Consider the following 22,084-nt stretch of genomic DNA (forward strand, 5'->3'; position numbering starts at 1 on the left):
GCCTTGAAGAGCACGTAAAGGAAGAGAGAAGATGCCCTTAATCATCAAGGCGGTTTCAATCGCTGTATCAGAGTACTGAAAGCCTCTCCCACGCTTACCATGATGAGTTTTGCATCGCCATGCATCTACGGCTGAATCATCTATCCAGAATGTAACCGAACCACGTTTACAAAGAGCCTTATTGTACTCCGTCCAGTTAGTTATCTTCTTGTTTGCTTTACCCATATCACCACCATTCCAATCGTTTCAAATGATCAGATCACAGGACTTGGAAAAGGTTCAACTAATTTAGGCAACAACGCCGTTTGGAGGAGTAAAGGTTTATGGCAAGCATTTTCGATATGTCAGAATAAAAGCTAACGCTGAAAGCATTTTAGCATCCAAAGTGGTCTCAGATATTGTTCCATTCACGAGTGAATACATACAGAGCCTATTAGACAATCACTCGTAATTACCGCCTAAGCTCTTGTATCCTTAGCTCTAATCAAATAGAAATATAAAGGCCTTTGGCTATTTGGATGGCACACTTTCATATTGACACTCAAATTGAAAACTGAACTCGATAAATAATAAAAACCCATTAAATCAAACACTTAGAACTGGCACGTAACTTGATTGAATATCTAGACCTTCCATCACAAGGATGTAGATATGAGAATTACAACGTTAAGTTTGCTATTAAGTGCCCCTCTAGTCGCCAACGCAGCGCCATTCGATACCTGCCCTAGTCAAGCATACCTCTTTCAGTCGAAACCCGTTGAAGTTTGGGGTGTAAACCTAGTAACAGGTTCAACCACACTGTTAGAAGACGATACGGGTATGAATGCCAATATCAATGGTGTCGGTTTCGACTTTCAAGACAGATATATTTATGGCTATGACACCACCAACAAACGTTTAGTGCGTCTTGGTCAAGACTTCCAAGCAGAAGTTATCAATACCAGTGGCTTACCAACCGATCACACTTTCTATGTCGGCGACGTCTATGACCATGTTTACTACTTGTATCGTACAGGTAAGGGACTATTTACTGTTGACCTCTCTCCTTTAGACTCTGATCCGAATGCGACCGTCACGGTCAACAAAATCGCAGGCAGCCCTGCAACTGTAAAACTGACTGATTTTGCTTTCCATCCAAGTGATGGCTCTTTATATGGTATCGACAATAACTCGGGTGGCTTGTACAGCTTCAACCCTACAACTGGTGCCGAAACCTACATCGGAGACACCGGCGAGTTAGGTACGTTCGGTGCTGGCTATTTTGATGTCAACGGCTACTACTACGTATCTCGAAACCAAGACGGTAAAATTTACCGTATCAATCTGTCTCCAGACAACGCTGCCAATATCGCGGCAGGTATTGTTCCAGCCGTTGAATTTGTTTCGAATGGCCCAGCTTCTGGTCAAAACGATGGTGCTCGTTGTGCTAATGCACCTGTTGTTGATGAAGACTCAAACATCGACTTCGGTGATGCTCCAGACAGCTACCTAACGTTACTGGCGAGCAATGGCCCTCGACATGAACTCGATGGCATCACATGGTTAGGTACAACTCCTCCAGATGCGGATTTAGATGGTTATGTCACACCTCAATCAGATGAAACTGTCGGGGTGGATGATGAATGGGCAAACGGTGGTATCGGTTTTGTTACCGCACTTGAAGCAGGGCTTGATTCAAAAGTAGTAATTGAAGCTTCAACAACCGGTTACCTTTCAGCTTGGATAGACTGGAACCAAGATGGCAGCTTCGATGGCGCCAACGAGCAAGTGTTTACAGATTACGCGCTCGATGCTGGTGAAAACGATCTATTCCTAAATGTCGACATCAACGCACTAACCGGTACTACGTGGGCTAGATTTAGATTCAGCCAACAAACCAACCTAAGTTACTTTGGCGGTTCAACCTCTGGTGAGGTGGTCGATATTCAAGTCGATGTCCTTAACGATGGCGCCACCGCTCGTTACTTCCCAAGTGCTTCTGGCTACGCAACGCTCGCGTACGAAGATAACTGGCCTTATAAAGCCGACTACGACATGAACGATGCTGTTCTTATGTATCGTATTACTGAAATCCTTAAAGATGGAAAAGTCGTTAAATCAACTATCGACGGCCGCCTAGCTGCTGTCGGGGCATCGTACAGAAATGGCTTTGCTGTTCGACTTCCTAACCTCGACCCGAGCTTGGTGAGTAGTGGTAGCTCTTACATGAAACACAACGGCGTATTCACTGACCTTGACCTAGAAGATGGACGTAGCGAAGCAATCTTTGTTATCGCCAATGACCTGACAGAAAAAATCAGCACTGGCTGTACCTTCTACCGCACCAGTAATGGATGTAAAGAAGATGAGCAGTTCTCGTTCCAAATTGGTATTACTTTAGCCGGTGACGGTGTGAGTACTGGCAGCTGGACCGATATGCCTTACGACCCGTTCATCTTCGCAACGCCTGGGTATTATCATGGTGAAAACCTACCTCTACATCCAGGACGCAGCTGGGAGGTTCACTTGCCAGACCAAGCTCCAACCGAAGCATTTGATACCACTAACCTCTTTGAAGCTGGTTTAGGCGTCGATGACAGTAATCCATCAACAGGTAAATACTTCAAAACAGTAGAAAACCACCCTTGGGCACTAATAGTGACTTCGGATGACGAATGGGAGTGGCCTTTAGAGTACGTCGATATTGTTACCGCTTACCCAGGGTTTAAAGAATACGCAGAATCCGGCGGTGAAACGAACCAAACATGGTACCAATCACCTGCAGACAACCAACGTTACGAACCATAAGGAGAGACGTTATGACTATTCACACTAAACAATATCGAGACAATCATTGCGTTGATTCAAGTCGCAATCTCTTTGAGGAAAAACGTATGTCTGTACAAAGCACTTGGAACATCAAGAAGTCACTAGCCGTTATTTTAGCTGCAGCGCCATTAGTATTAGCCGGCTGTGGAGGCGGCGGCGGTGGGGGCGGAAGTACATCTACGGCATCACCATCTACACCCCCGACACCTGCAACTCCGTCGAATCCGGTAACAGCAACGCCTTCGCCGTCTCCCGCGACAAGTGCGGTAGCAGCGCAGAGCTATACGATGAGTGATTTGGTGGTACCTGATGGATTTGACTACAACTCTGTTGAACAGTTTGATCTCAACATTGACATCAGCAGCATTTCGACAGACCGTTCTTTTGTGACCGTTTATAGCCGCTTTAGTACAAGAGATGACTCAACCTTGAAGCCGGATTACTCCAGCAAGGTCATTGCGGGCCCACTAGATAACGGTGTGTTCGCCTCCAACTTTGCAGCACCAGTAAACCATGACGCACTCTTGATAGAGATTTGGTTTTACGATGGTCAACCTCCATTACAACAAGTGGTTTCTAGCGGCGACTCTCAGATTGTCTGGCAGTAAATTGTTTAACAGCAGGTAACTTGTCGTTAGCGAGATCTCTGACGAAACAGAGTCAAAATGGATTGTTTGTAAGTAGGAAGTGAGCAGAAATGCTCACTTTTTTATTTTCGTCGAAGAGCAGTTAATTCAGCTTTCTTAGCGAGTAGCATTCACTTTACCACCAACCTCACTTATATTTTCAACATAACCTTCAAAGACTTACTCTCATGAAACAGTTAAAAATAGGTCTATTTATCTTAATGTGTGGCGTAGGCGTGTTAGTTGCCCTTGCCTATTTCCCGCTAACATCAGAGACGGGGCAACGTATTCAAGCCAAAGTAATTTCGAACACGCTTACTCAATCCTTAGATGGGCACAGGCGTTATCTGACGGTTCAGACAAAAGATAATGACGTATTTCGGCTCTCTATTGCTCCTACCACAGACTGCCCTATTGATTCTGTGGTCGCGCTTGATACATTAAACAATCAAATAACCGGACAAAGCAGTTATCAGTTCATCCACTGTCGAGCTGCACAGTAGCCATCGATGCAACAACGGTATTCGTAAAGCAACTGTATTCGCAAAAGCAACAGTAATCGCTCTACCACTGTATTCGCTAAAACAGTAAGAATCGCTAAAACAACAAGAATGGATATAACAATAATGAATCAGCCACTCATCTCACCACAACAACTTCAACAACGTTTGCTAGCAGAAGACAATATCATCATCCTCGACGCCAGCATCGAGTTTCAAATTCCAAGCGAGTCAGAAAAGATCAAAGGACAAATGATTCCTGGTGCTATTCGTTTTGACTACGACAAAGACTTTTGTAACAAGCACACTCTGCTTCCTCACATGTTTCCGAGCGAAAAACACTTCAACACTCGCGCAAAAGAAATTGGCATCAATCAAGACAGTACGATTGTGGTTTACGATAACTCCGGAACCTTCGCTTCTCCTCGTGCGTGGTGGATGTTTATGGCAATGGGACACAACGACGTATTCATCTTAGATGGCGGTTTGCCAGCTTGGATCGAAGCCGGTTACGCGACCGAGACTGACTATCGCACCGAAGTAAAAGCGGGCAATTTTGAAGGCCATATTCAAGACAACTACTTTGTCAGTGCTCAGCAGATTGAAGGTTACTCAACTGACAAGAGTGCAAACATTGTAGATGCTCGTTCTCAAGCTCGTTTCGATTCAGAAGTTCCTGAACCACGTGAAGGCTTGCGTAGTGGCCATATACCGAATTCTATTTGCCTACCATTTGCCCAAGTACTCAAAAACGGCAAGTTAAAGTCCCAAGAAGAGCTTATTGATATCTTTTCAACGCTAGAATTAACGCCTTCTCAACCTATGTTCTTTAGCTGTGGCTCTGGCGTAACAGCTTGCATCATATTATTAGCCGCTAAACTCGCTGGCTATAACGGTGAAATGGGTGTTTACGATGGTTCATGGACGGAATGGGGTGCTAACGACAAACTCCCTATCGCCGTGACTAAAAAGTAATTCAACTTCGCTTAATGCAACTATTAGAATATACTGCGCATGCATAAAGAGCTTACTGATAATGATGGCTCCACGTCTCATGAAGTAAGCCTCTATGTCGCAGTTAACGCTATGTTCATTTGAGACCAAGACTCGATTCACGCCGTTTGATTTGTAACCCACATCAACTTGCTAACCATAATTCGTGATTAATCATAAACTAATCGTTATCGACGTTATGAATACTAATTTTTCACTCAAGAATCTCTGCTCGTAGTCGTTACACTATTTAATCATTAATACTTTCATCATTGATGTTTGTATTTTTCGTTGCATGAATCGCGCTGACAACCCAATAGTTTGTCACTTGCAGTCTGTTAAAAGTAGTAACCAACAAAGGCACCTCATGGCTCTATTTAAGCAAAATATCTGGTCGCTGTACGCGTTTGTCGTACTACTGACCCTGATACTTTTCGCCGCGTTGGGAATAACAAACTGGAAAGCAAACAGAGACGACTTCATAGAGCAGCAACACATTCAGGTTGAGCTTTTTTCTAGCTCCGTCAACTCGCTGCTGACCAGTCAAGAAGCCTTGTTAGAAGTGGTTGGCCATCAACTGGCTCAACAGTCTGATTTCACACGTACTGCATCTATCCAGATTAGGCCAATATTAGACAAGCTACTTGAGACCCACCCTGCGATAGCAGCGTTTGGCTTGTTGAACACCGACGGTGATTACCTCTCGATTAGCTCAAATCTCGAACTTGCGAATCAAAGGAACTTGCTGCAATACGCGCCAACCAGAGGCTCCTTCCTAGACGCCCTATCAAGCAGTAGCATGGTGCTTGGCCGTACCTATTTTCAAGATTCGTTGAATAGCTTAGTCATCCCGCTGAGAAAATCCATTTCAATCGATGGCAAGAAAACCGATGCAGTAATGACCGCAGGGCTACGATTAGACGCAACGATCGTATTTGAAAATAATGCTCACGCCGGAAGTTTCAATACACTAAGCCTGATCAGAAAAGACAGCTATCGCCAGTTTTATTCAAGTGATATTGAATCTGAGAGTGCCTATTCCTCTCCAGTCGGCAAAGATGTCATACAGCGTATTGCAAGTATCTTTACCGACCACTTCGGAATTAGCGTACAAGAAGCGATGAATGGGCAAGAAACCTATTCTTTTGTCGTCGACGATGAAGAGTACCACTCTTTGATGAGCGCGAAATACATCCCAAACTACAAATTATGGGTGGTAGGACGTACGGATCTAACTCACGTCGATAGTATATTCATACAAGAGTTCAGCATTCTTTTCGTTGCCTTTATTTTTCTTCAGTTTGGTTTCTACTTTTTGGTTAAGTCGATTGCCAAGAATGAACAACGGACTCGTAGCCAACTCATTTATCAGGCGAACCATGACCCTTTAACCTCTCTGCCAAACCGTTTGTACATGCGTAGAAACATTGGTAAATGGATTGACGATGAGTCAGAGCCGTTTTCGCTGTTGTTTATCGATATCGATAACTTTAAATGTGTCAATGACACCCACGGGCATGACTTTGGAGATAAGGTTCTCAAACAGATCGCTTTGCGTTTGATGAGGTTCCGATCTCGCCTCAGCCTATCGGTACGTGAATCCAGTGATGAGTTTTTGTTCTTGACGCCCTTGTCGAATGAAGCTGAAATTAAACGACTCGCCAAGCGCATTATTGAAGTGCTTTCTCAACCTTATGAAGTTGAAAGCGCTCAGTTTTTGTTAGGTTGCAGCATCGGCGTAGCGCGTTTCCCAGAACACGGAAAAGATCTGGATAGCCTGTTACGTTCTGCCGATATTTCAATGTACAAAGCGAAACAGCAGCAAAACTCGTACAGTATTTTCACAACGGAAATGCAAGACGCCCACCTCTACAAAATGAAAGTAGAACAAAGGCTACGCATCGCTATCGAGAAACAAACGCTGTTCATGGTTTTCCAACCACTGGTTCGAGCAAATGAGAGTATTCACGGTGTAGAAGCACTCGTGCGCTGGATTGATGAGGAATTGGGTTTTGTTCCGCCAGATGTCTTTATACCGATAGCAGAGAACACGGGTTTAATGCAAAAACTGGGGACTTTTATTATTGAGTCCAGCATTATGCAGATCGCCCACTTGCACCGAACAACAGAACAAAAGATCGGGCTGTCGATCAACATATCAGTGCGTCAGTTTTCTCATCAATCCTTCTCTGAGCACTTGTTCGCGACACTAGAAAAGTATCAACTCTCTCCTAGCTGTTTAACGCTAGAAATTACCGAGAGCTTGTTCATTGAAGATGTGACTTTGGTGAAACCGACTTTTGAAGCCCTCAAAGAGAAGAATATAAAGATCTCTTTAGATGATTTCGGGACAGGTTATTCATCACTAAGTATGTTGAAAGCACTGCCTATCGATGAACTTAAAATCGATAAGAGCTTTATTGAGAACATTGCTGTCGATCAGCAGTCACTCACCATGGTGCAAAACATCATCGCAATCGGTAAGAACTTCGGCATGGTGGTATTAGCAGAAGGCGTAGAATCAAACGAACACTTCGCAATTCTAAAGGCATGTGGATGTGACTTAATGCAAGGCTATTACTTCTCTCGCCCTATTCCTTATGATGAGCTGGCTACTCACCTAAACAAGAAAGTGACCGAGCACGCGGAATGTTCTGTTTAAGAACGTGAGTTAAATAGACGAGCTAAATAAGGTAGGCGGCTAAACACCTACCTTATTTTCTAGGTATTTTCTGTTCAGTTATTTATTCATTTCACTTTTTATTCATTTCACTATGCATAACATCGATCAACTGCCCGGAAGGATCTCCTGATAATTCCCAAGTAAAAATGCCGCCTAGGTCTGATTTCTTCGCCCATTCTGCCTTTGCTTTAATAGAACGCTGATCTTCAAAAGATATGAATACTTTTTTATCTGGGTTCCACAAATAAGGTGCTTGAGCTTGCTCATCATACTTATACTCATAACCTTGTTTACTGCTGTAGTTATTCATAAGATCCCAAAACATGAAGTAACCGTTTTCACCGGTACCAAACTGCGCCCCTTGTTCAGAAACTAGGTCACCTTTAGGCAGCTCTCCAGCAAAGTCTTTTGTCCCTTGCCAACCTCGACCATAAAAAGCCGCCCCGATCACGAGCTTCTCGCTAGGAATACCTTGCTCTATCATCTGATTAATGAAGACATCAGCTCCCATTCCCCACCAACTACGCTCGGTGGCATGTAAGTTTGTTGTGTGACCTGTTTGAGTTCCCCAGCCTCCGAGGAAGTCATACGTCATCGCAAACATGTTCGTCAAATATGGGCTAGCTGCGTTCCAGTCAATTTGAGCTGCCTTAGCACCAACACCGACAGCCGTTGAAAGCTCGTAATCTCTTTGAGTCGTCTTTGATAGAGCGTCCAAATCACTTCTGATTGTTTTTACTAAAAGAGTAAAAGCTTCACGCTCTAGCGCTTTTTGCTCATCCGTTAGTTTCGTCTCTGGGTTCCAAGGCGAAGTGGTTAAGCCGCCGCCTCCTGGGTATTCCCAATCAAGATCAATACCATCAAAGAAGTCGTATTTTTGGATCAATTCAACAGCAGTTTTTGAAAAGTGCGCAATGGCTTGAGGATCTTTCGCCATCGCATGGAAAGGTTCAGACATTGTCCACCCTCCAAATGAGGGCAAAATTTTGATATTTTGATTGTCGGCCTTCAGTTGAGCTAACTGGGCAAAGTGACCTTTATAGGCGGCATCAACACCCACGTCTCCGAAATCGACTTCTAACGCAGCTTCTTTATCCACAATAATCGCGGTATATGGTTGTTTGTCTGCACATTGCTGCTGAATTTGTTTTTGGACGGGCTCACCAGCACCGCTATGAGGACCACACATGCTCAAGAAGGCGTAAATAATATGTGAGAGCTTGTCTGCAGGTATGTCGTCAACGGTATAAGGGTTGTCTTTATTCAGATATTGCCAATCCGCAAAATACCCTGCGACGACTTTATCATCGGCATGTGCCTCAGGTGTGAGCATACAAGCCGTGGTGATTAAGCTAAGCGCAATGACGGAATTAGATTTAAAGATAGAACTTGATTGGTCACTGTTGCTAGAAATAGCGCGTGTGATAAATGACAGTTTCATAATTATCTCCTTTAGTGTGGCTTAACATTAAAGAGTGATAATTCTTTCAACCGCTGAACAAATTCACTATTCGAGTCATGTCTAATAGTTATCCCCCTTATTGCACTGGTTTCATCAGGGGAATTTCCATGATTACTCAAATAGTGAATTCAACGAAGCTTAAGTATCTTACGATTCACTGCTGTTTGGTTTATTCACGCTAAGTTGTTCGTCCAAGTTAAGTACCGTCAAAGCATTACTTACGCTGGTCGCTATCACATCGACCACACCGGTTCTTAGTGCGCCTAATAGAGCTAATGGCTTACTGTTCTCCGCTGCAATGGCAATGACTTCCGCTATTGGGCGAAATTCTTCCAAGGCCAAACCAATCACACGGTCACTCATTACTGTGTTTGCTGTTTTACCGTGAACATCGAAAAAGTCATAACCCGCAAAGTCACCGACGACACCTTGTAATAAACGAGATTGAACGACCTCACCTGCGGTAAACCAGCCTAAGTCGACCATATAGCTGTTTTCGCTCATATCACCGATACCGACCAAAGCGACATCGGCTTTTCGAGCGAGATCGAGGGTCTGCTTAACGGTGCTGTTTTCCATGAATGCGGTTTTTTGCGCTTTATTCTCGGCATAAGCGGGCGCGTATAAGGTTTCAGAAGATCCACCGTACTTTTTGGCTAACTGCCTGCATATATGGTCGGCATTAAACATACCGCCTCTTGGGTGAATACCGCCGATACCACACACGAATTTGCAGTCTCGTGGCGTAATGACGCCAGTGTGATGAGCAACAGACGATACGTTTCGCCCTTGTCCTACTGTCACTACCATGCCGTTTTTCAGTGTACTGGTAAGGTAGTTAGACACTAAACCAGCAACCTGTAATCGCTGCTTCTCTTCATTTGGTTGGTCTAGTGCCACAAGCGCACGCTTTACACCAAATCGTTCGATCAAACGTTGCTCGATCTTCGCACTAAAGACGGGGTGATATTTCACGGTGATCTCAACAATGCCCTCATCTCGGGCTTGCTTGAGCATTCGACCAACCTTTGCACGGGAGATAGAGTACTTTTTAGATATCTCTTCTTGCGTGGCACCATCTTGATAATAAGCAACCGCTACTTCAGTGAGGAGATCAGTGTTTTCTTCGGAAACATCTTGGATATTCTTACTCATATACCACTCAACCAATATTTAACAATTATTTTACCTGCTTGAAGAACAAATGTTCGATGCTTAAGCAAGTGATACACAAGTTTACACCCCAAACATATGTAACAGCAAGGTACATTTGCTCATAGTCATAACCATGGTTTTGTTGTTGATTAATTCACCTCACTTTGCTCGTTAAACGTTTGCTTGCATAGCCCATGATTACTAGAGCGAAATATATTTGACTGAAGTCACCATACAGTACTATTTACCGTTGACTTTGGGGCTAGATCGGATAAATATGGCTACATCATTTACTCATCGAGCGATCAAATGTTCTGTGCAAATGTTCGTTCGGAGAAAAATTTAAATTAATGTAAGTTTGGCTCACTGGTACAACCATTGAGAACTTCATTAGTTAGCTTGCAAATGCCCACACCTCTCTTAATTAAAGATGTGTTATGCGATACATAGGATGATCAAAATGAGCAATAAATTAGAGCAACTTCGTAAACTAACAACTGTTGTAGCTGACACTGGCGATATCGAAGCTATCAGCAAGTACACTCCTGAAGATGCAACAACTAACCCATCTCTAATTCTTAAAGCTGCTCAAATTGCTGAGTACGCTCCTCTAATCGATGCTTCTATCGAATACGCAAAAGCGCAAAGCGGTGATAAAGCACAGCAAGTTCAAGATACTTGCGACATGCTTAACGTGAACATCGGTAAAGAAATCCTAAAAGTTGTACCTGGCCGTATCTCTACTGAAGTCGATGCTCGTCTTTCTTACGACATGGAAGGCAGCGTTGCTAAAGCTCGTCAACTTATCAAAATGTACAACGACGCTGGTATCACTAACGACCGCATCCTTATCAAACTGGCTTCTACTTGGGAAGGCATCCGTGCTGCTGAAATCCTAGAGAAAGAAGGCATCAACTGTAACCTAACGCTTCTATTCTCTTTCGCTCAAGCTCGTGCTTGTGCTGAAGCTGGCGTATTCCTAATCTCTCCTTTCGTTGGTCGCATCATGGACTGGTACAAAGCGAAAGAAGGTCGTGATTTCGAAGCTTCAGAAGATCCAGGCGTAATCTCTGTTTCAGATATCTACAACTACTACAAAGACCACGGCTACAAAACTGTTGTTATGGGCGCAAGCTTCCGTAACATCGGCGAGATCCTTGAGCTTGCTGGTTGTGACCGTCTAACTATCGCTCCTCAACTTCTAGCAGACCTAGAAGCAGCAGAAGGCGAAGTAGTAGAGAAGCTTATCGACTCTAACGGTACTAAAGAGCGTCCAGCAGCGATGACTCACGCTGAGTTCCTATGGGACCACAACCAAGATGCAATGGCTGTTGAGAAACTGGCTGAAGGCATCCGCAACTTCGCCGTTGACCAAGGCAAACTAGAAGACATGATCGCAGCTAAGCTGTAATCACTCTTACCAAATTCAAATAGGGGAACGTTCAGTTCCCCTACTTTTATCAATTTTGTTTTTCTTAATTTTTATTCGGAAGTTCTTATGAATCGCAAACATCTAGCTAACGCTATTCGTGCTCTAAGCATGGACGGCGTACAACAAGCAAACTCTGGTCACCCAGGCGCACCTATGGGTATGGCTGACATCGCTGAAGTACTTTGGCGTTCTCACTTAAACCACAACCCAGCAAACCCAGAGTGGGCTGACCGCGACCGTTTTATCCTGTCTAACGGCCACGGCTCAATGCTGATTTACTCTCTGCTGCACCTAGCAGGTTACGAGCTTTCAATTGAAGATCTTAAGAACTTCCGTCAACTGCACTCTAAGACTCCAGGTCACCCAGAGTACGGCTACGCACCAGGCATCGAAACAACGACTGGTCCTCTAGGTCAAGGCATTACTAACGCTGTTGGTATGGCTATGGCTGAGAAAGCGCTAGCTGCTCAGTTCAACAAAGAAGGCCACGACATCGTAGACCACTACACTTATGCATTCATGGGTGATGGCTGTCTGATGGAAGGTATTTCTCACGAAGCATGTTCTCTAGCAGGTACGCTTGGTCTTGGTAAGCTGGTTGCTTTCTGGGATGACAACGGTATCTCTATCGATGGCGAAGTTGAAGGTTGGTTCTCTGACGATACACCTAAGCGTTTCGAAGCTTACGGCTGGCACGTAATCCCAGCGGTAGATGGTCACGATTCTGACGCTATCAACGCAGCGATTGAAGCGGCTAAAGCAGACCCTCGCCCTACTCTAATCTGCACTAAAACAGTGATTGGCTTTGGTTCTCCAAACAAAGCAGGTACGCACGACTGTCACGGTGCTCCACTAGGCGCTGAAGAAATTGCAGCAACACGTAAAGAATTAGGTTGGGAGCACGGTCCTTTTGAAATTCCGTCGGAAGTTTACTCAGAGTGGGATGCGAAAGAAGCAGGCGCAGCTAAGGAAGCAGCGTGGAACGAGAAACTTGCAGCTTATGAAGCAGCATACCCTGAGCTGGCAGCTGAATTCAAACGCCGCGTAAACGGTGACCTACCAGCTGAGTGGGAAGAGAAAGCATCGGCAATCATCGCTGATCTTCAAGCTAACCCAGCAAACATCGCATCACGTAAAGCATCTCAGAATGCTCTAGAAGCGTTCGGTGCTATGCTACCAGAATTCATGGGCGGCTCTGCTGACCTTGCGCCTTCTAACCTAACTATGTGGTCTGGTTCTAAGTCTCTTGAAGCGAACGACTTCTCTGGTAACTACATCCATTACGGTGTACGTGAATTCGGTATGACGGCTATCATGAACGGTATCGCTCTACACGGTGGTTTCGTACCATACGGCGCAACGTTCCTAATGTTCATGGAATACGCGCGTAACGCTATGCGTATGGCTGCTCTGATGAAAACTCAGAACATCCAAGTTTACACGCATGACTCTATCGGTCTTGGCGAAGATGGTCCAACTCACCAACCAGTTGAGCAAATCGCTTCTCTACGTCTAACTCCAAACATGAGCACATGGCGTCCATGTGACCAAGTTGAGTCTGCTGTTGCTTGGAAACTAGCAATCGAGCGTAAAGATGGTCCTTCTGCACTTATCTTCTCTCGTCAAAACCTTGCACAACAAGATCGTGACGCTGAGCAAGTAGCAAACATCGCTAAGGGTGGTTACATCCTGAAAGATTGTGAAGGCAAGCCAGAGCTTATCCTTATCGCAACGGGTTCTGAAGTTGAGCTAGCGGTTAACGCTGCTGCTGAGCTAACGGCTGAAGGTAAGAAAGTACGCGTAGTTTCTATGCCTGCTACTGATGCGTTCGACAAACAAGACGCGCAGTACCGTGAGTCTGTACTTCCATCTGACGTAACGGCACGTATCGCTGTAGAAGCTGGCATCGCTGACTTCTGGTACAAGTACGTTGGTTTCGGTGGCAAGATCATCGGTATGACAACGTTTGGCGAATCTGCACCTGCAGGTGAGCTATTCAAGATGTTCGGTTTCACTACTGAAAACGTAGTAAACAAAGCGAAAGAGCTTCTAGCTTAATCTTGAATACATTGTCTCGCCCTTCAATGGGTTGATGCATACAGAAAGCCCCGCATGAAAATGCGGGGCTTTTTTTGTCTTTTCTCTCATTCGGATTAAATCTAACGGCTATTTTTCTTCGAAACGCTTTGCCAGTTGGTAGAACTCATTGACTCGTTCTTTTAGCTCTGTGGAGTGGTCTTTCACAGAATGCGTTGCCACTAAGTTTTGTTCTGCGGTCGAGGCGATAGACTGCATATGCAGATTGACTTCACTCGACAGCTCACGTTGCTTATGAGCAGAACTTTCAACAGACTGCATGAGTTCATTCATGGATTGCATTAGGTTTTCGACTTCCGACAAGCGCTCTGCACTCACCTTCGCAACATCACCACATGCGTCCGTTTGCTTACGGTTCGCCAGAATATCTTTTTGCCACCGTTCAATCGTCGTTAGCATGGTATCGATGCTCTCTTTGATCTGAACCGTAGCCTTTGAGGTTCGACCCGACAATGCACGGACTTCGTCGGCAACAACGGCAAAGCCTCGTCCTTGCTCGCCCGCTCTCGCCGCTTCAATCGCAGCGTTCAGGGCCAACAAGTTGGTTTGTTCGGCGATTCCACCAATCTCTTCCATTATCTTGCTTACGCTCTGCGCTTGATCGCTCAGTTGGTAAGTCGTTTGAGTCGCCTTTTCAGCCTGAGAAGCTAGGCTCTCTAAGTTTTGATGAGTTTGATTAATGCTTTCTTTAGCGCCAGCACAGGTTTGCAAAGTCACATCAACAATCTGGTGCGCTTCTTCTGTGCGAGAAGAGACCTCATTGGCGGTGACTTCAACCTCTTCAGTCGCCTCTCGTACTTGAAGAATGTCTTCTGTTTGTTGATCTAAGGCTTCTGATACTTCAAATGACGTCGCATTTAGGTTGTCAGCCAAATCTTGTAACGGCTTGGCTGAGTCTGTCATGCGACCTAATACGGTGTGGATTCTTGCAGACAATAGTTTTAAGTGAAAATCGGCAATAGAGAACTGACTATTACCTGAATAAACAAGACGACTAACACTATCGAATTTAGATTGCAGCTTTTTCAACTGCAGTGGAGTATCAATCAGCTCTTGTCGGAAAAGCAGTGCTAATGCTGAAACAGGAAGTAGGCTCAACAACCATTGTGATACTTGCCCTACTTCAATGAGATTTGAAATTAACGGCGCAGCCAAAGAGCCTAGCAACACGGCGTAACGAACACTGTCACTGATCTTTAATGACCATTGGCGACCCGACTTTTCAGCCTTCAAGAGGCCTTGGTAAGCCTTATCTGCAACTTGTATCCATTCATTCTTTGGCTTAACACGAACAGATTGGTAGCCACTCACCTTACCATTGTCGTAAATTGGAGTTACATAAGCATCGACCCAGTAAAACCCACCAGATTTGGTTTTGTTTTTTACGATGCCACGCCAAGCTTTACCTTGCTTTAGGTTAACCCACATATCAGCAAAAGCGGCTTTCGGCATATCGTTATGCCTTACGATATTGTGGTGTTGCCCTAGCAATTCTTGTTGGCTGTATTCCGCTATGCGACAAAAAGCATCATTACTGTACGTAATCACGCCTTTTAAATCAGTGGTAGAGACAAGTTGTTCGTTTTCGCTGAGAAGCGTTTCACGAGATTGAGTAGATGAGCTGACAGTCATTATATTAACTTAGGTTAATTATTATTTTAGGCGAGGAATATATACAATTATTAAAGTTATGACAAAATGTGAACGTCACATTTTGTGTAAATGCCTGCTATTTATACAAATATTAGCTAAGTACCTCACAAAGCTAATAACTTCACTATCTTCTCATGCCAACAGTCACGACTCATCTAAGTTTACGGCAGTGGTAAATTTCACGGTTCTCATTGAGACAGAGGTATGGAATTTACGAATATTCAGATCTTTGCGTAGTACTCGCTCCACAAAGTCTTCGTAGGCTTGAATGTCTTTGACCGTCACAATCAGCATGAAATCAAAGCTGCCTGATATCTGATAGCACTGCGTGACCTCTTCTGCCTTTGAAATAGAATGGCGAAAGATTTGGTAAATATCCCCTCGATCACGCTCCATTTCCACGGACACAACCAAAGTCATCTTACTGCCGGTCAGTTCTGGATTAATGATGGACACACCACCGACAATCACGCCCTCTTCTCTCAGCCGTTTCACTCGCTTTAAGCAAGCAGGCGGTGACAACCCGACCAGCTCTGCTATTGTTAAATTTCACGTCATTTAAACACTGAAAGTTACTCTCAATACCCTAATTATTGATATTTTGAGTAAAAATAATTTGAGCATGGGTATTTACTAATGACTCAGTTATTACATGCGTATTTTAAAACACCGATAATAAAAAATCATCTTATTAGTTAGAACCCAACGCCTTGTATAAAGCGCCCTCCAGAATAATAACCACGACCTAATCAATGTTATTAAACATCCAAACTATCAACTATTCATTCAACAAAACCCATTAAATAACTGACAATAGAATAAATAACACTCCTTATTTTATATTAACTCTAAATGTTGAAACCGGAACGAATAATTAATTGTAATAATTATCCATTTGATTGGTAAATTTTATAAATATATTTTGTTGCATAATCAAAACTGATGGCTTGATATAATAATGTCACACAAAACAATGGCTTTAATGGTTCTAATTTTTTCCTCACTGTCACAGGCTTCCACTATTGAGAACGACGAACTATTGCTGAAGTCATTGATAAAACAAGGTGTTATCTGTTCAGGCTTAACCTATGAGGAAAATCAAGAAGCTTTGCGTATCTATCTCAACGCTAAAAAAGTGAAGAGCACTCCGTTTGATTCAAAAAATAGAAAAGAGACAACCAATACAAAAGAGATAGAAGGTAAAAAACATACAACAAACACACGTCAGTTAAATAAGACACCACAAGAGTGTATTAGGCCAAACTCGGACAACAGATCCGAATAAGGCAAGTTGATACTGATATCGACATGGAAATATAAAAAGGAAATATAATGAAAATGATGAGAAGAACATTGTTGGCTTCAGCAATGCTTACTCTATTTAGCGTCAGTGGTTATGCAAAAACACCTATTGATTTAGGCGTAGTTAATGAAGACAAACTCATTGAAATGCTAGTTAGACAAGGCTTAGTCGACCAAGATGCAACCGATGTGGCAAAGCAGGATGCGCTTGACCGTTACTTGAAAAATAAAATCAATTCCGGTTTCAAAGGCGATGCTCAATTCGGAAAAAAAGCACTTGAGCAACGCGCAAAAATACTCAAAGCCATAGAAAAAGGGTCTGGCGTTAAAAAAGCGAGTGTCTTTGCTTTAGAAGTCGGCACTAAACGTACCGACAAAGTGCTCGCTCTGTTGGTCGATTTCCCTGATTTGAACTGGGATGACAACAAGTTGACCGAAGAGCACACGCAGATGCTCTATGAGAGCTACAATCCAGAGCATTATCAAGAGCTGTTGTTCTCAAATTCTGGCTACACAGGGCCCAACGGCGAGAACCTAATCTCGATGCGCCAATATTACCAAAGCGAGTCAGGTGACAGCTACAGCGTTGCAGGTCAAGCGGCAGGTTGGTATCGCGCCTCTAAGCCTGCGTCATTCTATGGTGGCAACTCCCCTACCACCGACAACGACCTAAACGCCCAAGAACTGGTTCGTGAAGCGCTGAATCAACTAGCTCAAGATCCGAGTATCAACCTTGCCGATTACGACATCGAAGATCGTTACGATTACGACGGTGACGGAAATTTCCGCGAACCCGATGGTGTGATTGACCACCTGATGGTGTTTCATGCATCGGTAGGCGAAGAAGCCGGTGGTGGCGTGTTAGGCCCTGATGCGATTTGGTCTCACCGATTCAACCTTGGTCGCACTCATGTACTGGAAGGCACTTCTAGCTCGCTTCCAGATCGATTTGGTGGCCAATACGCGGCGTTCGATTACACCATTCAACCGATTGATGCGGCTGCAGGTGTTTGTGCCCACGAATATGGTCATGATTTAGGCTTACCAGACGAGTATGACACGCAATACACAGGCAGAGGCGAACCGGTTTCTTACTGGTCAATCATGTCTTCGGGCAGTTGGGCTGGTCAAATTGGTGGTACACAACCAACGGCATTCAGCTCTTGGGCAAAACACTTCCTACAGAAATCGATTGGCGGACGTTGGGTTAACGATGATCAGCTCTCGATTGATGACCTAGAAGACAATCCACAAGTGTATACGCTGTTCCAAACAACGGATAACAGTCGTCCTAACATGATCAAAGTGGATCTTCCTGAAAAGCAGATTGAAAGTCTGAAACCCTTTGAGGGCGAGTATTCATTCCACTCTCAAAAAGGCGATGATCTGAAAAACAGTATGACTCGCAAGTTGATGATCCCAGCGGGTGATTCTGCACTGCTGTCTTTCAAAACTTGGTATGAGATTGAAAAAGACTACGACTTTGCGCGCGTGCTAATCAACGGACAAGCCATTGCAGGAAACATTACCTCAATGGACGATCCATACAACACGGACCTCGTTCCTGCTATTGGCGGCGAATCTGGCGGATGGGTCGACGCTGAGTTCGACGTTTCACAATGGGCAGGCCAAGAAGTGGAACTGTCTTTTGAATACATCACCGATGGCGGCTTAGCAATGGAAGGCTTCTATTTAGATAACCTTGCTGTTGTTGTCGATGGTGAAGTGACCTCAATAGACGATGGTGAAAGCAACTCCACCTTCGCCCTTAATGGTTACAAGCTGAGTAATGGATTCCATCAAGCGCAGCACTACTATCTATTGCAATGGCGCAGCCACATGGATGTTGATGAAGGCCTAGCGAACATCAAACGCATGGGACAACTGATGTCATTCGACCCTGGCTTGATCATTTGGTACGTCGACGAATCACTAACCGACAACTGGGTAGGTAAACACCCTGGTGAAGGTTGGTTAGGCGTGGTCGATGCAGACCAAAATGCCATGGTGTGGGCAAACTCTGGTGAAGCGGCTCAAACACGCTACCAAGTTCGAGACGCAGCGTTTTCACTCAAAGATCATACTCCAATGCGTCTTGTAAACAGCGACAACGATGTACTCGAAGATACCAGTTTGGTTGGCAATGCTAGCTTCTCGGATGACCAAGATTACACATCGCCTCAAGCACCAGATTCAGGACGCATCCTGACGGAGTTTGGTTTAGCGGTCGATATTGTGAATCAGAGTGATAACAACGAATACGGTGTGGTTCGCTTATCTAAAGTAAGCCAACACAACATCGTTCCTACTGCGAACTTCGAGCTTAATGTGACTGGTCTGACTGTTTCTGCAAACAACTTCAGCTCAGACCAAGACGGTGAGATCGCCCGTTACCTATGGGACTTTGGGAACGGCACAACAAGTAACGAAGTGGCACCAACTTGGTCTTACGAGCAAGCGGGCGAATACACGGTGAACTTGACTGTTGTCGACGACAAAGGCGCTACCGCTTCATTTAGCTCCGTAGTGAGTGTTGAATCTCCAAACGCCCTTCCAGAAGCGAGCGCGAAGTACATTCACTTGGGCCGCTGGGTAACCATGTGGTCTACAAGTTCAGACAGCGATGGTCGTATTGTTGATACCGAGTGGACACTTCCAAACGGAAAGGTGAAACGAGGTCGCACATTCACGTCAATCTTCCCTTCATACGGAAAGCACGAGGTGACACTGAAGATAATCGATGACCAAGGTGGGATTACCACTAAGACAATTTTGGTCGACCTGTAAATCATCGCTGGCTCTGTCATGCGTATTTACAACACAAGCTTAAGTACTGTTGTCACAGGATATAAGCCACGACAGCAGTTTTAAGAAAACGTTATTATTTAAGCCGTAAGCAAAGGCCCTACCGATTTGGTAGGGCTTTTTATTGGTCGCAGTTCGAGATACTAGGGTTTTAATCACAGTAACAAATTTACTGAACCACCATTCGATGAGCCATTACACAGGCTGCTTTTGAATACGCGATTTACGAGCACTGAATGCGAACAGCAAGATAACAGCTAACACGAATGGTAATACGTAGATATTGAGGTTCTGCCACCCTGCTGTCGATTCTAGCCAGCCAGAGAGCATGGCGGTAATCGTCACACAGCCAAAGACAATAAATTCATTAAACGCTTGTGCCTTAGCTTTATTCTGCGATTGGTAGGACTGACTAAACAAACCTGTTGCCGCGATAAACATAAAGTTCCAACCGACACCAAGCACAACTAGAGCCGCTCTGAAGTGCCAGATAGATTCGCCATGAATGTTAATCGCGATACAGACGACGAACAGAACCCCGCCTGCCAAGATCATCATTCTTGAGCCAAACTTCTCGATAAGTGAACCAGTAAAGAATGCAGGAACAAACATCCCCAATACGTGCCACTCAATGACGCCCGCTGCTTTGGTAAAGTCAAAGCCACAACCAATCATTGCCAATGGCGTTGCTGTCATCAGGATATTCATCACCGCATAAGCGACCATGGCAGCAAACACTGCGCCAATAAAGTTAGGTGCTTTTACTATCACACTGAGAGGATCGGACTTAGGTGCCTGACTATTAAAAGAGACTTTTGGAAACTGAATTGTTTGTAAGATGAGTAACGCAAGAATGTTCAATCCAATCAAAGAAGCAAAAGCACCAATGTACAAGCCATCTTGCGACCACTGTTGCGACATAATCGCCAAATTTGGTCCTAATACCGCGGCTAAAACGCCACCAGCCATCGAGATAGAGATCGCTCGGTGACGGGCATTTTCATCACACACCTCGATTGCAGCAAAACGATAAAGCGTGCCAAAACCTATGCCTATCCCAAGTAAGAACGTAGCGAAACAAAACAAATAGAAATGTTGTTGAGACAGTGCGTAGGTGGCAAGACTAGCTCCTGTAATGCCAACCACATTACCAATGCTAAATCCTCGCTTTCTCCCTAACTTGCCTGAAATTAAAGATGCTGGAATAGTGGCTGCCATTAAACCCAAAAACTGCAGTGCAACCGGCAAGGTGATCATGCTGACACTGGGTGCAATCTGCTTACCGATCAAACCAATCACAGAGATCAGTAATATGTTACCCGTCATCAACAAGGCCTGACACAGTGAAAGCAGCCAAACATTTCTATTCATCTTCGTTCCTAAATATGAGCACAGTTGGTCAATAGACCAAAAATTCAACAAAGTCGCAACACTTTGTTACTCATAGCAACTCTACAAAGCGACCAATAGACCAATATAAAGCGCTACCACCACATGACTTTGATTAGCGTTACTTAAGACGCTAGAGTTGAAATTATCATTACTTAAGATAATAATAATTTTCTGTTATTTATTGGCTTTGTTATTTATAGGCTTTAGTATTTGAAGGTGAGTATGATTAATCCACTTTGGCTCAATACGTTTAAGACTCTGGTTGAAGTTGGCCATTTCACCCAAACGGCAGAAAAGTTGTATATGACACAACCTGGAGTCAGCCAACACATCAAGAAGCTTGAACAAGCTTGTAATTGTGACCTGCTATCTCGAGAAAACAAGAGCTTCGAACTGACCGAACAGGGTCGGATTATGTATCGCTATGCGATCAAACTAGAGAAAGACCAAGAAGATCTTTTTGAGTCTCTGAGTTTTGATAACCCTTATGCTGGGCAATGTCACTTGTCTTGCTCTGGCTCACTCTCTTTGCGTCTGTATCCCAAGCTTCTTGAACTTCAACAGCAACACCAAGAGCTCAGCATTAACTTAGAAGCCGCTCCAAACAAAAAGATATTGAATGACCTAAGCGAAGGCACTACCGATATCGGCATTGTTAGGCATTCCCCGAACGACAGCTACTACCAAAGCCAAGTCATCGGCAAAGAAGCACTGTGTCTTATTGTTCACCACAGCCTTGCTGATTTAGAGATAACGCCGCAAGTATTGAATGACATTGGCCTGATTGCCCACCCAGATTCTGCACACTATCTGTCTTTGTATTTCGACCTTTGCGGAGATAAAGACTTAGCGAACATCAACGTTAATGAGATACCAAGATCTGGCTACATCAATCAGCTTCACCAGATCTTGCTACCCGTATCAAAAGGATTAGGTTTTACCGTGTTACCGGCTGGCGCGGTTGAACACTTCCCAGATAGAGACAAGCTACACGTTGTGCCGCCAAAGGTAGAAGTAGAGGAAACGCTGTATCTGGTTCAAAAACGAAACCGAAAACTGCCGCACCGATACGATACGGTTGTTGAGCTAATCAAACAGAACGTGAGTCGTTAGTTCGGTATAGATAGATTTAAAGCCTTTAGCTAGCTCGGTTTTTCGCTATAAGAGCTAAAGGCT

Annotated in this window: 15 protein-coding genes and 1 pseudogene; 10 read left to right on the forward strand and 6 right to left on the reverse strand. The window is 44.3% G+C overall.

What is annotated here, in order from left to right; translation table 11 throughout:
• Positions 1–225: transposase (locus AB4351_RS18760; protein ID WP_372126834.1), on the reverse strand; the 225-nt coding region annotated here is incomplete at its 3' end.
• Positions 226–651: 426 nt separating this feature from the next.
• Here AB4351_RS18760 and AB4351_RS18765 point away from each other — a divergent pair.
• The 5 genes from AB4351_RS18765 to AB4351_RS18785 all read left to right on the forward strand — a co-directional run bounded on the left by AB4351_RS18765 (position 652) and on the right by AB4351_RS18785 (position 7,589).
• Entirely contained in the window at positions 652–2,787 is a 2,136-nt protein-coding gene (locus AB4351_RS18765; RefSeq protein WP_372100303.1) for an LruC domain-containing protein, read from the forward strand.
• A gap of 11 nt (positions 2,788–2,798) precedes the next feature.
• Positions 2,799–3,416, forward strand: coding sequence for a hypothetical protein (locus AB4351_RS18770; protein WP_372126836.1), 618 nt, complete (start codon positions 2,799–2,801; stop codon positions 3,414–3,416).
• A 206-nt stretch (positions 3,417–3,622) separates the two neighbouring features.
• Positions 3,623–3,937, forward strand: coding sequence for a hypothetical protein (locus tag AB4351_RS18775; RefSeq protein WP_017061706.1), 315 nt, complete (start codon positions 3,623–3,625; stop codon positions 3,935–3,937).
• 123 nt (positions 3,938–4,060) lie between these two features.
• Positions 4,061–4,909: a sulfurtransferase gene (locus AB4351_RS18780; protein WP_017065718.1), complete on the forward strand. Its 849-nt coding sequence runs from the start codon at positions 4,061–4,063 to the stop codon at positions 4,907–4,909.
• 385 nt (positions 4,910–5,294) lie between these two features.
• A complete protein-coding gene (locus AB4351_RS18785; RefSeq protein ID WP_372126837.1) occupies positions 5,295–7,589 on the forward strand; it encodes a putative bifunctional diguanylate cyclase/phosphodiesterase in 2,295 nt (764 codons plus the stop codon).
• A gap of 91 nt (positions 7,590–7,680) precedes the next feature.
• On the opposite strand, the gene AB4351_RS18790 is transcribed toward AB4351_RS18785, so the two are convergent.
• Together AB4351_RS18790 and AB4351_RS18795 are read right to left on the reverse strand one after the other, a co-directional pair.
• Complete coding sequence (locus tag AB4351_RS18790; RefSeq protein WP_372126839.1) at positions 7,681–9,051, reverse strand: glycoside hydrolase family 18 protein; 1,371 nt, start codon at positions 9,049–9,051, stop codon at positions 7,681–7,683.
• A gap of 168 nt (positions 9,052–9,219) precedes the next feature.
• Positions 9,220–10,227, reverse strand: coding sequence for a sugar-binding transcriptional regulator (locus AB4351_RS18795; RefSeq protein ID WP_017061711.1), 1,008 nt, complete (start codon positions 10,225–10,227; stop codon positions 9,220–9,222).
• Positions 10,228–10,687: 460 nt separating this feature from the next.
• Here AB4351_RS18795 and tal point away from each other — a divergent pair, with 460 nt between their 5' ends.
• Both tal and tkt read left to right on the forward strand, forming a co-directional pair.
• Positions 10,688–11,638: a transaldolase gene (gene tal / locus AB4351_RS18800; RefSeq protein ID WP_009845571.1), complete on the forward strand. Its 951-nt coding sequence runs from the start codon at positions 10,688–10,690 to the stop codon at positions 11,636–11,638.
• 87 nt (positions 11,639–11,725) lie between these two features.
• On the forward strand, positions 11,726–13,717 hold the full coding sequence (gene tkt / locus AB4351_RS18805) for a transketolase (RefSeq protein WP_372126841.1): 1,992 nt from the start codon (positions 11,726–11,728) through the stop codon (positions 13,715–13,717).
• A 108-nt stretch (positions 13,718–13,825) separates the two neighbouring features.
• Here tkt and AB4351_RS18810 read toward each other — a convergent pair whose 3' ends face one another.
• Together AB4351_RS18810 and AB4351_RS18815 are read right to left on the reverse strand one after the other, a co-directional pair.
• Entirely contained in the window at positions 13,826–15,388 is a 1,563-nt protein-coding gene (locus AB4351_RS18810) for a methyl-accepting chemotaxis protein (protein WP_372126843.1), read from the reverse strand.
• Between the two features lie 165 nt (positions 15,389–15,553).
• Positions 15,554–15,958 (reverse strand): annotated as a pseudogene (locus AB4351_RS18815) (Lrp/AsnC family transcriptional regulator); the annotation flags it as partial.
• 409 nt (positions 15,959–16,367) lie between these two features.
• Between AB4351_RS18815 and AB4351_RS18820 the strand changes: the two are divergent.
• Both AB4351_RS18820 and AB4351_RS18825 read left to right on the forward strand, forming a co-directional pair.
• Complete coding sequence (locus tag AB4351_RS18820) at positions 16,368–16,694, forward strand: hypothetical protein (protein ID WP_017064423.1); 327 nt, start codon at positions 16,368–16,370, stop codon at positions 16,692–16,694.
• 47 nt (positions 16,695–16,741) lie between these two features.
• A complete protein-coding gene (locus AB4351_RS18825) occupies positions 16,742–19,498 on the forward strand; it encodes an immune inhibitor A domain-containing protein (RefSeq protein WP_371721480.1) in 2,757 nt (918 codons plus the stop codon).
• A 213-nt stretch (positions 19,499–19,711) separates the two neighbouring features.
• Here the strand turns inward: AB4351_RS18825 and AB4351_RS18830 are convergent, their stop codons facing one another.
• On the reverse strand, positions 19,712–20,887 hold the full coding sequence (locus AB4351_RS18830; RefSeq protein WP_017061890.1) for an MFS transporter: 1,176 nt from the start codon (positions 20,885–20,887) through the stop codon (positions 19,712–19,714).
• Between the two features lie 243 nt (positions 20,888–21,130).
• Here AB4351_RS18830 and AB4351_RS18835 point away from each other — a divergent pair, with 243 nt between their 5' ends.
• Positions 21,131–22,021 (forward strand): LysR family transcriptional regulator, encoded by an 891-nt coding sequence (locus tag AB4351_RS18835; protein ID WP_017061891.1) that lies wholly within the window; start codon positions 21,131–21,133, stop codon positions 22,019–22,021.
• Positions 22,022–22,084: the final 63 nt, after the last annotated feature.

It is taken from the genome of Vibrio sp. 10N.261.51.F11 (genome assembly GCF_041471665.1).
Taxonomy (GTDB): Bacteria; Pseudomonadota; Gammaproteobacteria; order Enterobacterales; family Vibrionaceae; genus Vibrio; species Vibrio crassostreae_C.